This window comes from Mesobacillus sp., assembly GCF_049588175.1.
Lineage (GTDB): Bacteria > Bacillota > Bacilli > Bacillales > Cytobacillaceae > Mesobacillus.
This window is the reverse complement of the sequence record NZ_JBAVFI010000786.1, coordinates 1-12,094: the sequence shown is the minus strand read 5'-3', so window position 1 is coordinate 12,094 and position 12,094 is coordinate 1. Positions and strand designations below refer to the sequence as shown.

Below are 12,094 nucleotides of genomic sequence, written 5' to 3'. Positions count from 1 at the left end.
CCGTTTTCTCCTCTGATCATCTGCCAAATACCCTGGCAGCGCCAAAAAACAGTCAGCGGCCGATACCAGAGCGTTTCTGTAAGCGAGTAAAAGAACAGCTTAAGCAAATCTGATATTTTAGGATATTTTCTAAGGCTCCATTCCTCCAGCAGAATCGCAAACGCAGAAAAAAGCGAGCCATACAAGCAGGATAATAAAAATATCAATATCGCAAACTCAAGATAAATACCGCCTGCAAACAGTGAAAATAAAATATACAAGTAGCCGGATAGCTCGACGATTGGTCCGAAAAATTCAACAATCCAAAAATAAGGAAAGGAAATAAATCCAATCTGACGGTACTTTGGGTTGAGCATTAGTTTCCTGTGTATCCATAGACTTTCGAACAATCCTCTATGCCATCGTCGCCTTTGCCTGCGCAAATACTTCATGCTCTCCGGCACTTCCGTCCAGCAGACTGGATCAGGTACATAGACAATTCGTTTTTTCATTCCGGTTTCTTTTAGCAGCCGGTGGATGCGGACGACAAGCTCCATATCCTCTCCAACCGTATCGGTCCTATAGCCTCCAGCCTGGACGACCCAGTGTTTCGAAAACACTCCAAAGGCACCGGAAATGATCAACAGCAAATTATGCCTGCTAAGCCCGATCCTGCCCATTAAGAAGGCACGCAAATACTCAATTACCTGCATGATGACAAGTGGATTGTTTGATAGACCAATTTTCAGGACTTCGCCATTCCTGATTTCGCATCCATTAGCAATCCGAATGCTTCCTCCTGAGGCGATTACCTCTTCATTTGAATCAATGATGGGCTTCATCACTTTTAAAAATGCATCTCTTTCTAGGACCGAATCCCCATCAAGGGAACAGACATAAGGATAATGAGAAAAGTTCAGGCCAGCATTGAGCGCATCTGCCTTGCCGCCATTATCCTTATCAATCAGAAACAGGGATGGGAGAACCTGCGATTGATAGACCTTTTTAATAGGTTTTGATTCTACCTGTTTCCGAATTACTTTATGAATTTCTTTCATATCATAATGTTCTATCATTCTTTCCATCGTGGCATCCAAGGAACCATCATTCACCACTACAATCTCGAAGACAGGATAATTGATGCTAAGAAGAGAACGGATACTGTGGACGATTCCAGCTTCCTCGTTATACGCAGGAACAATGATCGACACCGGTTTCGTATAAATATCTTCCGTATAGTCGCTATAAGACTTATCCCGATCAAGCTTATATTCTCTTCTTAACTGTATGACCGAAATCAGCATGACAGCTGAATAAAACGTGATGACGACGAGCATATATACCATGATAAACCAGGCAAAATAAATACTGAGATTCTGCAGCAAAACATTCATGTCTGATAAACTCCTTTGTTGATCCATTCCCATGCCATGTCTCTGGCAAATGAATCATCGCTGTCAGACATAACCCCCTCGAGTACTTTTTTTCCTTGAGGAAACATTGTAATCGATTGACCTGCCTGTGAGCGTACCCACCACGAAGAATCCTGAAGAAGCTGGACCAGGTCTGGCAATGTCTTTTCAACTTTCAAAACCCCTGCCAATCTTGCAGCAAGCATCCGTTCCTCCCAGTTTCCGGATTGAAATAAGTGAAGGTACTGTTCCAGCTTTCTCACATGCCCTATTGAAACGATTGCTTTTAATACCCTGACTCGTTCTTCTCCGGAACTAACCGAAAATATCGTCTCCGCAAAGTTTAAAAAGTTTAATTCCTTTCTCAAACCAGTAAGATCCATAATTGCAAACTTAAGCTCTGGCTGGCAGGAATGATAGCCAAGCACAAATTGAACAAAGCCATCGCTATTAAGCCGGGACAAAATATTCCTGTACTCTAGGTATGAAAGATCTCTGTATTTCCCTGTCAACAGATCAAACACCTCTGCAGATTGAAGTTGAGCTAAAATTGTCAGGACTCTGATTTGCTCTTCTTTCGTTATACGTCTCCGGTTCAGCATGCTGATGATGTCTTCCTTAAGCCCATCCATTTGAAAGGCTTCTATGTGAAAAAGAGCATTCATCCTCGAACTCCACCTAAAGCTGCTCAAGTTTTTACGATAGTAGGCAGTAAGCCTGCTTTCTGCCAGTTTATTAAGATTGTTCTTTTCTTCCATACCTTCGAGGATTTCAGCATAGTGGCTAAGTAATTCTTCAAGAGCCAGCTTCTTTACCTTAGTATCAGCCTGCAATGAACGCAGGAACTCTCCTGTGAGGACGGAATGGAGCATTTTATCATTCATAATGGTTTTGAAATGCTCGATTTTCCGCCTCTGCCTGTTTTCAAAAGCCTTTCTGCAAATTAAATACACCAGCAAAATGAGTAAAATGCCTGATAGCCCGACGAAGGCTGCAAAAAGAAATTGAGTTTCATCAGTTATCATTTAAAACATCCTTTGAATCAGCCTTTGAATTCTGGCCTGAAGCTCGGTGATGCTGAATGGCTTCGTAACATAATCATCAGCTCCAAGCTTTAGGGCCCGGGCAATATCGTATTCAGTCTTTCTTCCAGTTAGCATCAGTACATGCACTCTGTCTGCATGTTCAGATTCCCTTACTCTTGTCAGGACTTCAATCCCATCCATGACCGGCATCACTCCATCAAGCACAAGAAAATGCTTCCCCTTTTCATCCAAACGGCCAGCTCCAAAGAATTTCTCGCCGTTTTCATAGGATTCGATATTTAGCAAAACCTTGCTGGTATCCATATTTTGCAGTACCCTTACAAGCAGAGTCCGGATAATCGCGTCATCATCGATCACAGAGACATTGAGAATTTTATTTTCAGGCTGCACTGCTTCATTTGCGCTTTCTACACATGCTCGACCATTTTCCTTCGCTTCATATAAAGCCTGATCCGCCTTTTTCAATATTTCGACGCTGCCTTCTTCATGATTATTCGCCATGTAGATCCCTGCCGAAAAACTTATATTGAAATGATCACCATGTTCCATAAAGGTAACTTTTGAAAATTCATCCAATATTCGTTTTACAACTTCTTTTGCCTCTTCATCATTGGTCCTTGGAAACAGGATGACAAACTCTTCCCCGCCATACCTGAATACGCTGTCGGTGCTCCGTATGTTTTCCTTAAGAAAAGAGGCGAAAGTTTCCAGAACCTTATCCCCGGTGAGATGGCCGTATTGATCATTAATATTCTTAAAATAATCTAGATCCAGCAGCGATACTGAAAATGGAACACCAGAGCGTTCATAGTCTTTTATGTACCGTTCTAACAGGTCGGATAAAAAACGGCGGTTATAAATCTGAGTTAATTCATCGATCATCACCGATTGATCAAATATTTGCTTCCTTTGCAATTGGCGATTAATCCGAACAATGAATTCCTCAATATCAATCGGCTTTTCTATAAAATCATCAGCGCCACTTTCATAAGCATTCATTCTCGTTTTACGATCGTTTTGTATACTCGTGATTACCTTTGGTATGAATTGTTTATGGTTATGCTGCTGGATATCTTCTAATAATTGAAATCCATTTTTGGAAGGTAAATCTACATCGATCACCAGGCAATCCGGCTGCATGTCATAATATTGAGAGGCTGCCTTTTCAGGTTCCGTATTCGCTATGACCATCCACCCGTTCTCCTCCAATGCTTCTTTTAAAAGAATAAGCATGGAAACATCATCATCGATAATTTGGATTAGAGGAATACTTCCACAGCATGGCTCGTCTTTTTCTAAAAAGGTTTCTTTAAAATGCTCGTAATCGTAGCTAAGCCGAATCAGATCAAAGAGAAAGTCCCTTAGTTCATTCTTCCTCCACAGACGATTTTCTATTGATTCAAGCTGCTCAAGCAGCTTTGACGCCACAATCAGCACTCCTCCCAGCTGAACAGTGCCTGATGTCCCTTTTATCGAATGTAAAAAACGATAAACTTCTTCATATGCCACCAAATCATCTATATTCCCATCGAACCATTGAGAAAGCTGATTCTTTATCTTTTCAAACAAAAGATTTTGGTATTTTTCCAACGCCATTATTTATGCACCTCGTTCTTCATTAACACGGTTGTTTGTTATATGGATTCCTGCCATTATTGTTACAAAAAAAACGGCCTTACAATCGGCCGTATATATTGTAGTTTTTATTTTGATTATATATCAACAATAGATTTGCTTGTCGACAATTTTCAACAATTTAATTTCCTTTTTATCCCAGTGAAAATACGATAAATACTTTCTCACTTTTAAAAAATTACACATATTTTATACATTTATGTGTTAAAGTTAAGGAAATATATCCGAATAATTTGTCAATTATTGAAGTTCTTTATCTTCTTTTTAGGGATAATGGCTTAGCAATAAGACTGGAGATTTTTATTATGGACCTATTAACAGTTCTCGTATTAAATCTTATCTTTATTCTGATTTCCACCTTCGCTGCCCAATACATCATTGCTGAGCACTTGTCTGCTTTTTTCAAAAAGTTTGCTAAGCCAGCGATTATCCTTATAGCTGGGATTCAAATTGGTTTCTGTATATCCTTTTCTCTCATTGCCACGGAGCATTTCATGTTTGATCTCCGATTGATTCCAATCGTGCTAGGAGGATTATACGGAGGCCCAATTGTCAGTATTGTTTTATTCATGATTGCAATTGTGGCGAGAATTCCATTCGGCGGCAGCGGCATATGGGTGAGTTTCTTCAATACGCTTACAATTACCGTTTTTATTTCCTATATCTCTGTTTCATTCAAAGAGTATCCGCTAGCTAAAAAGCTTTACACTGTTGTGGGTATTGCTGTTTCCTATACCATCTTGATTTTCTTGATGAAAGCTGCCATCTTTAATGATCCCTCCGAACTTTGGTTCATCTTCATTTATGGAATCACCCTCACAGCAGGCATCTTTATCGTCACGTACTTCATAGAAATTACAAAACAAAATAATTATCTGTATAAAGCCATGATTAAATCAGATAAAATCGAGGTCGTCTCCCATCTCGCCGCCAGTGTAAGCCATGAGGTCAGGAATCCGCTGACAGTCACTCGTGGATTTTTGCAGATGCTGAAAGACCCCTCGATAACAGAGGACAAAAGGTTGTTTTATCTGAACACCGCAATCGACGAACTTGACCGCGCGGAAACGATCATCAAAGATTATCTGTCATTCGCAAAACCCCAGTCAAAAATCACATCTGCGATTTGTGTCAAAGATGAAATAGAAAAAGCATTGGAATTAATCATTCCATACGCCAATCATTTTTCGGTGAATATAAAAAAAGATTTGATGACAGGCTTATACGTTTACGGAGAAGCCCCCAAATTCCATCAATGCATCCTCAACATTATCAAAAACGGTATTGAGGCTATGCCAGAAGGCGGGGATATGCTGATCAGCACACGAGAAAAAGAAAATGGACTAGCTTCAATCGTGATTAAAGATACAGGCTGCGGTATGTCAGCAAAACAATTAGCTAAGCTAGGTGAGCCCTACTATTCTACCAAGGCCGAAAAAGGCACAGGATTAGGAATGATGGTCGTATACAAGATCATTCACGAAATGGCCGGAACAATCGAGGTACAAAGCAAGCTAGATGAGGGAACCCAATTTACCATTACTTTGCCGCTTTCTAGTTAAAACCTGAATCATAGCTTCTAGGATTGAATTTTAGGCACTATAATACAGCAAAAAGCTTGGAGATCATCTCCAAGCTTTTTAAAATTTTCAGGAAAAAATCTATTAACTGATTATTCCTCGATAAGATTCAGGATAGGTACATCTCTTTCTAAGTCTGGTTCAGATTTCGAGTAAATCCTAGCCATTTTCGATTTTTCATCGACATGCTGAATGATGACTGGCGACCCTTCATATGTCACACTGATTATGTCGGCTGATTCGACGATTTCTTTTGCGCGACCTACGTTCATTCCTGCTTTCCTCCTTCTTGATGACAATCATAATTTATGCTTTTTTATGAGTTGCTATCCATGAAAGGAGTATGAATTAGATTTTAAAATTCATTTGAATGATATTTGCTTTTCTTAATGTGTCATAGATGATGAATAAAATTGGGCCTATAAAGATACCCGAAATTCCAAGCAGCTTGAGGCCGATATACATACTGACCAAGGAAGCGAGCGGCGATATTCCCAGACTTGAAGAATAGATTTTAGGCTCAATGACCCTGCGGACAATCGTTATCACAAAAAATAGAACAATCAGGCCAATTCCAAGGAAATTGTTGTCCTGCAAAATGGCAATCACTGCCCAAGGCACAAGGACTGAACCTGTCCCTAGTATCGGCAAAATATCAACAATCACGATTAACAAGGAAAGGAGACCGGTGTATTTAACCCCAAGTATGCTTAAACCTGTCATGGCCATGATAAAGGTGACAAGGCTGAGGATGACCTGAGCCTTCAAGAAGCCTACCCCCGCCTTCGCTAATTGGCCTCCAACAAGGAAGACTTTTTGTCTTGTTTGCTCCTTTAAATGAGATTCAAGCTTAAATTTAAGCTTAGGCAACTCAAGGCTGATCAGGAAGAGCGCGATTAAATAAACAAGGAATTCGATCAGGAACCCTGGTATGGCCGTCAATAAGTTGATTGTGCCAGCAATTAATTGCTGTAAAAACGAGTCGAGTGTATTGACGTTTTTTTCAATCGTATCTTCGATCTGCAAAATTACTTCATGGGGGAAATTTTTCGAGTAGAATTCCCACTTCCCCATAAGCGGTAAAATGGCTGTACGATAAAAATCCTTTACAAACGTCGGCGTCCGTTGCGATAGTGATACCGCTTGATGGGCAATAATGGATATCAGGTTATACCCTATTACACCAAGCAGCGTGACATAGCCAATAAATACCGCTATAACAGCCTGGAGCCTTTTAAAAGAAAATCTTTTGATGATCCATTGAACCATCCCTTCGAGCATAACCGCTGTTAAAAAAGCAAAGATTAGCGGAAGGCCGTATGGAACAAGGAAAAGAATGATCGCAGCAATAACTGCTGTCCATACCCATTTTTTCCACATGTATTTCGTTACTCTCCTTATATGTATAAAATTATTTTATATTTGAAATTTATGAATTCTATTTTAACTATAAACTATCTTGTTTTTTATAGCTATTTATATAGTATAGCTCTTTCTGAATGCTTTGTTTCTATTTTACATTAAGCATATATCTTTTTTTGTTTAGGAAAGCATGATGTTTTTTAATGCTGTTTCCTGAATAGAAGGATGTCTTAATAAAACTCTGGGTATACAAAGAGTGCATGCAAAAGATTTCTGGTAGTTCCTGTATTTTTTCGGCTAACCTGAAATTAAGGAACTCAGTAATGCTTTTTTACATACTTCATGGTTCAAAGTTTTTGCATGAGTTTCTCTGTTAAATTTGTCTGTTGATTATCGCTCCAGGTGCTCGCTTTCCCCTACAATCAACAGTACTTCAAAATTTACAGTAACCATTAACACAGCTAATTTTAAAAAATGAGAGATTAAAGGAGGCTATATGGAAGAAAACAATCAGCTTTTTATCCCTGTGGAAGAACAATTCTTCCAGCAGCCAACGCTAGAGCTTGCGACCACTTTGCTTGGTTGTCAGCTTGTGAAGGAAACAAAAGAAGGGATTGCGGCGGGCTTGATCGTCGAAACGGAGGCCTACATCGGGCCAATGGACCAAGCAGCCCATAGCTACAATAATAGGAGGACAAAACGGACGGAAATCATGTTTCATGAATCTGGGCTGGCTTATACATATGTCATGCACACCCACTGCCTTTTTAACATCGTAAGCGGGGGATCCGGGAATCCAGAGGCAGTCTTAATAAGGGCGGTGGAACCGATGGCAGGCATAGATTTGATGATCAATCGCAGAGGAATGCCTGATTCAGTTAACCTCACCAACGGCCCGGGCAAGCTAACGAAAGCACTTGGAATAAATATGTCTGATTACGGGCATCCATTAACCAAGACGCCGCTTTTTATCGCAAAAGGGCATTTGCCAGCAAGCATTTCCTCGGGAAAAAGGATCGGAATTGATAATTCCGGGGAAGCAAGAGATTTTCCTTGGCGCTTTTGGATCACAGATAACCGGTATGTATCAAGGCATCAAAAAGCGGAGAGCGTGAGAAAACTTTAAATTATGGAGGAGGAAAAGATGAAAAAAGCCATTTTCTTAGACAGGGACGGTGTCCTGAATGAGGTATTATCAGACCGTGTTAAGTTTGTTAATCGTCCAGAGGAACTCTATCTTCTAGAGGGGGCCGCTGAAGCTGTTGCTGAGCTCAGCAAAGCAGGCTATGAGATTTTCGTTGTAACAAACCAAGGAGGTGTCGGTCTTGGCTTCCTGAAGGAAAAGCGTCTCCATGAGATCCATGATCGCATGAACGAAATGATTAAAGAGCATGGCGGCCATATTAAGGAAGTGGCCTACTGCCCTCATAAACCAAAAGCAGGCTGTGAATGCCGAAAACCGAATGCCGGAATGCTTCTCGACCTTGCCAGCAGACATGACATTGATCTGCCAGGCAGCGTAATGGCTGGTGACCACGAACGGGATATCGAGGCCGGCAAGAAAGCAGGCTGCAAGACCGTCTTCATTGGTACTGAAGAAACGAGTGCCGATGAAAAAGCACCTACGCTTCAAGCTGCAGTACCATTAATCCTTCGTTTACTAGAGTCCTGAAAAAACGCTGCCAAGTGATCGGCAGCGTTTTAATTATTTTTTCAACTGTAATATCGGTTCGCTTCGATATATTGGAAATGAGATAAAAAAAGAAGTTCACTAGAGAACTTCTTTATAAAATAAAGCTCAGGACCACCTTTTGCGGCATATCCTGCTCACTGTATACATCTTGTTTCAATCTTTCGCAAGATGGCATTTCATATGAAAAATCTTCTACCGTTTCAGGAATAATCCCTTCTTGCTTCAATGTGTTGAAAACCTTCTGCATCGCATCGTCTGTATCAATGCATTCTTCCGTACCCTCATATTTAAAACAATCAACACATGTCTCAACGATATTTGCATCAATCTGTTCCTGTGTGAATACTAATTTCGCACCAGTCATCTTCTCAACTTCACGATTTTCCAGTTCAATAATCGTTGTCACGTTCATTATTGGCACCTCCGTTTGTATTACACTATCATTATAGTAATTTAAAAACCAAACAGGGGCAGTATACAATTTAATTCATTTATTCTTCACATATTACCGACAAAAATCTGTCAAAAACTCGATATCAATGGGATTCCCCATACCCAACCAGGGATATATTGTAACGCTTTAAAGCACTGGGGGTCTGACCCCCGGCGTGGTAATGCGGTGAAGTGCGGGGGGAAGGGGTATTCCGCAAGAATGAGGTGGTATTCCGCAAGATCCCAAGGGTATTCCGCAACTTTTTGTCGAAATCCCGCAACTTTTTGTCAGAATCCCGCAACTTAAAAAACTTCCCTTACTAATAATCTGAAAAAATTAAATAGAACAACATTATGAAATCCAATTGACCTCCCTGAGAAATGTTGATACTATCTCTAGTATTATTTAAATCTAAATAGTTATTCCTTGTATATGTTCAAGAATATGGCTTGAACGTTTCTACCATGCTACCGTAAATTGCGTGACTACAAGGGACTTAAATATTTGCTATTTTCTTTATTGGCATCTATTTGTCCTTTGTGGTACTCCGGCAGCATAAACTGCCGGAGTTTTTTTATTTTCATCGGGAAATCAACCAGGAGGACAGCACATGAAAAACTTTTTTCAATTTGCAGAACGACATACAAATTATAAACAAGAAACACTTGCCGGTATCACAACATTCTTATCGATGGCATACATCCTGGTCGTCAACCCTATGATCCTGAGCCAGGCTGGCATGGATAAAGGAGCGGTTTTTACAGCTACAGCACTTTCAGCGATCATTGGTTCGCTTCTAATAGGACTGCTGGCGAACTTCCCGATCGGGATTGCACCGAGCATGGGCTTGAATTCTTTTTTCACTTTCACCGTCAGCATTGGAATGGGTGTAAAATGGGAGATTGCTCTAACTGGTGTATTTATCGCAGGCGTATTATTCGTCATCCTTAGTCTACTGAAAATCCGCGAAAAGATAATTAATGTCATTCCTCAGGATTTAAAGCATGCAATTGCTGCTGGCATCGGATTTTTCGTTGCTTTTATCGGATTGAAAAATGCCGGCATCATTGTCGGCAGTGAAGCAACGTTTGTTTCAATCGGCAACCTGACATCAGGACCAGTTCTGCTTGCCTTGTTTGGTTTCATCGTCAGTGTGATTTTGATGGCGCGCGGGGTCAGCGGCGGTATTTTTTACGGAATGGTGATTTCGACGATTGTTGGGATTCTGACAGGATTGATCGATAAACCTGGCGCCATCGTTGGCAAGGTTCCTGACATATCTCCAACATTTGGTGTTGTCTTCAATCATCTTGGCGACATTTTCACCCCAGATGTATTGGCTGTTATTTTCACTTTTCTATTTGTAGCATTCTTTGATACAGCAGGCGCTCTGATTGCTGTTGCCAGCCAAGCTGGATTGATGAAGGATAATAAAATCCCAAATGCTGGCCGCGCTTTGCTTGCAGACGCAGTCTCAGCAGTTGCTGGGTCTGTATTAGGCACATCGACAACCGCATCGTTCGTAGAATCATCAGCTGGAATTGCAGTCGGCGGACGGACAGGATTCACATCAGTCATCATCTCAGCCTGTTTCGCCGTGGCACTTTTATTTTCACCGATTTTATCTGTCATCACTCCGGAAGTGACAGCACCTGCACTGATTATTGTTGGAGCGTTAATGGCTTCTGAAATCAGCAAAATTAACTGGAGCAATTTAGCTGTCATCATTCCATCGTTCGTTACGATCATCATGATGCCATTGACCTTCAGTGTCGCAACCGGCATTGCTCTTGGATTCATACTATATCCGCTGATGATGCTTGGCATGGGCAAGCAACGAGATGTTCATCCAATCATGTATGTTCTTGGAGTCTTGTTTGTTGGTTACTTTATATACGTATAAATCAAAAGCCCCGTTTCTCATTCAAAGAGGACGGGGCTTTCTGTATTACAGCTTCTCAATTTCCTTGACAATTTCCTCGCAGATTTTATGGGTTTCAAGGCTGTCCCTTGCTGGGATTAAAGTGGAGGTGTTGTTATTAACAGCCTGCAGGAAATCAAAAATGATTTGTTCAAAACCTCGCTTATGAAGGGTTGGCTCCCAGTCATTGCTGCCTTTTCTTGTTTCATTGCGATTCTCTTGAACCATCAGTTCTGACACATTCAGGACAGTTCTTTTTTCATTTGAATGGAACACTTCCACCTTTTCTTCGACAACACCGCTGTCACGATTCATGATGCCAATCGCAATTCCTTCAGCTGCAACTAACTGAATGACGACATGATGTAAAAATGCGCCGTTTTTCTTGCCTGTCACGTTCACCTGCTTGATTTTAAAAGGAAATAAAAATCTCAATGTATCAACAACATGGATAAAATCATCAAAAACGAAATTACGTATTTCCCCTGGGAGAGCTCTCCTGTTTTTTTGCATGATCACCATATTCGGGTCCTTAAGCTCTGCAAGTTGTTTGTAGACTGGAGCGTATCTCCGATTGAAGCCGGTCATTAGAATCAATCCACTTTCTTCTGCAAGCTCAGTCAATTCCTTTGCCTGTTCGAATTGGTAGGCAATGGGTTTATCGACATAAACATGTATGCCAGCCAAAAGCAGCTTTTTAACAATCTCGTAATGCGTTTCCGTCGCGCTGTGCACAAAAGCACCTTTAATTCCGCTTGATATTAGCTCATCAAGACTTGGATGGATATGTGGAAAACGATACTTTTTAGCAAGTGTCTCAAGCTTTGAAAGGTCACGGGTAAACAGATGGAACTCTATGTCTCCTTTTTCAGCGAATACTGGTAGATACGCCTTCTGCGCTATGTCACCTAATCCGATTATGCCAATTTTCAACATTTCTTTTCCCCCTGGTCCTTTAACGTATTTGAATATGTTAAGTTTACACATGTGTGGAAGGTAAGAAAAGCGTAAGCACCTTGTAAAAGGAACGGCG

At 40.8% G+C, this 12,094-nt stretch carries 11 protein-coding genes and 1 riboswitch; of the genes, 4 read left to right on the top strand and 7 right to left on the bottom strand.

Going from position 1 to position 12,094, the window contains the following annotated elements; genetic code table 11:
- From WB217_RS19145 to WB217_RS19135, 3 genes are all read right to left on the bottom strand, one after another.
- On the bottom strand, positions 1-1,373 hold a 1,373-nt coding region (locus WB217_RS19145; protein WP_423994923.1), incomplete at its 3' end, for a glycosyltransferase family 2 protein.
- Positions 1,370-2,416, bottom strand: coding sequence for a HEAT repeat domain-containing protein (locus WB217_RS19140; RefSeq protein ID WP_423994922.1), 1,047 nt, complete (start codon positions 2,414-2,416; stop codon positions 1,370-1,372). The genes WB217_RS19145 and WB217_RS19140, both read right to left, overlap by 4 nt.
- Positions 2,417-4,033 carry a GGDEF domain-containing response regulator gene (locus WB217_RS19135; RefSeq protein ID WP_423994921.1) on the bottom strand — a complete coding sequence of 539 codons (1,617 nt, stop codon included), beginning with the start codon at positions 4,031-4,033 and terminating at the stop codon, positions 2,417-2,419. It lies immediately after the preceding gene.
- 344 nt (positions 4,034-4,377) lie between these two features.
- Here WB217_RS19135 and WB217_RS19130 point away from each other — a divergent pair, with 344 nt between their 5' ends.
- Complete coding sequence (locus WB217_RS19130; RefSeq protein WP_423994920.1) at positions 4,378-5,634, top strand: ATP-binding protein; 1,257 nt, start codon at positions 4,378-4,380, stop codon at positions 5,632-5,634.
- A 110-nt stretch (positions 5,635-5,744) separates the two neighbouring features.
- Here WB217_RS19130 and WB217_RS19125 read toward each other — a convergent pair whose 3' ends face one another.
- Positions 5,745-5,924 (bottom strand): H-type small acid-soluble spore protein, encoded by a 180-nt coding sequence (locus tag WB217_RS19125; protein WP_423994919.1) that lies wholly within the window; start codon positions 5,922-5,924, stop codon positions 5,745-5,747.
- Between the two features lie 76 nt (positions 5,925-6,000).
- Positions 6,001-7,032, bottom strand: coding sequence for a sporulation integral membrane protein YtvI (gene ytvI, locus WB217_RS19120; protein WP_423994918.1), 1,032 nt, complete (start codon positions 7,030-7,032; stop codon positions 6,001-6,003).
- A 478-nt stretch (positions 7,033-7,510) separates the two neighbouring features.
- Here ytvI and WB217_RS19115 point away from each other — a divergent pair, with 478 nt between their 5' ends.
- Entirely contained in the window at positions 7,511-8,140 is a 630-nt protein-coding gene (locus tag WB217_RS19115) for a DNA-3-methyladenine glycosylase (RefSeq protein WP_423994917.1), read from the top strand.
- 18 nt (positions 8,141-8,158) lie between these two features.
- Entirely contained in the window at positions 8,159-8,686 is a 528-nt protein-coding gene (locus WB217_RS19110; protein WP_423994915.1) for a D-glycero-alpha-D-manno-heptose-1,7-bisphosphate 7-phosphatase, read from the top strand.
- 112 nt (positions 8,687-8,798) lie between these two features.
- On the opposite strand, the gene WB217_RS19105 is transcribed toward WB217_RS19110, so the two are convergent.
- Complete coding sequence (locus WB217_RS19105; protein WP_423994914.1) at positions 8,799-9,119, bottom strand: hypothetical protein; 321 nt, start codon at positions 9,117-9,119, stop codon at positions 8,799-8,801.
- A gap of 427 nt (positions 9,120-9,546) precedes the next feature.
- A riboswitch (purine riboswitch) is annotated at positions 9,547-9,648 on the top strand.
- 102 nt (positions 9,649-9,750) lie between these two features.
- On the opposite strand from WB217_RS19105, the gene WB217_RS19100 reads away from it, so the two are divergent.
- Entirely contained in the window at positions 9,751-11,043 is a 1,293-nt protein-coding gene (locus WB217_RS19100; protein WP_423994913.1) for an NCS2 family permease, read from the top strand.
- 45 nt (positions 11,044-11,088) lie between these two features.
- On the opposite strand, the gene WB217_RS19095 is transcribed toward WB217_RS19100, so the two are convergent.
- Positions 11,089-11,997, bottom strand: coding sequence for a Gfo/Idh/MocA family protein (locus WB217_RS19095; protein WP_423994911.1), 909 nt, complete (start codon positions 11,995-11,997; stop codon positions 11,089-11,091).
- Positions 11,998-12,094 lie beyond the last annotated feature (97 nt).

Excerpts from the sequence above, each read along its gene's own strand:
- WB217_RS19140 (WP_423994922.1), bottom strand. The coding sequence starts at position 2,416 with ATGATAACTGATGAAACTCAATTTCTTTTTGCAGCCTTCGTCGGGCTA.
- WB217_RS19135 (WP_423994921.1), bottom strand. The coding sequence starts at position 4,033 with ATGGCGTTGGAAAAATACCAAAATCTTTTGTTTGAAAAGATAAAGAAT.
- WB217_RS19130 (WP_423994920.1), top strand. The coding sequence starts at position 4,378 with ATGGACCTATTAACAGTTCTCGTATTAAATCTTATCTTTATTCTGATT.
- WB217_RS19125 (WP_423994919.1), bottom strand. The coding sequence starts at position 5,924 with ATGAACGTAGGTCGCGCAAAAGAAATCGTCGAATCAGCCGACATAATC.
- ytvI (WP_423994918.1), bottom strand. The coding sequence starts at position 7,032 with ATGTGGAAAAAATGGGTATGGACAGCAGTTATTGCTGCGATCATTCTT.
- WB217_RS19115 (WP_423994917.1), top strand. The coding sequence starts at position 7,511 with ATGGAAGAAAACAATCAGCTTTTTATCCCTGTGGAAGAACAATTCTTC.
- WB217_RS19110 (WP_423994915.1), top strand. The coding sequence starts at position 8,159 with ATGAAAAAAGCCATTTTCTTAGACAGGGACGGTGTCCTGAATGAGGTA.
- WB217_RS19105 (WP_423994914.1), bottom strand. The coding sequence starts at position 9,119 with ATGAACGTGACAACGATTATTGAACTGGAAAATCGTGAAGTTGAGAAG.
- WB217_RS19100 (WP_423994913.1), top strand. The coding sequence starts at position 9,751 with ATGAAAAACTTTTTTCAATTTGCAGAACGACATACAAATTATAAACAA.
- WB217_RS19095 (WP_423994911.1), bottom strand. The coding sequence starts at position 11,997 with ATGTTGAAAATTGGCATAATCGGATTAGGTGACATAGCGCAGAAGGCG.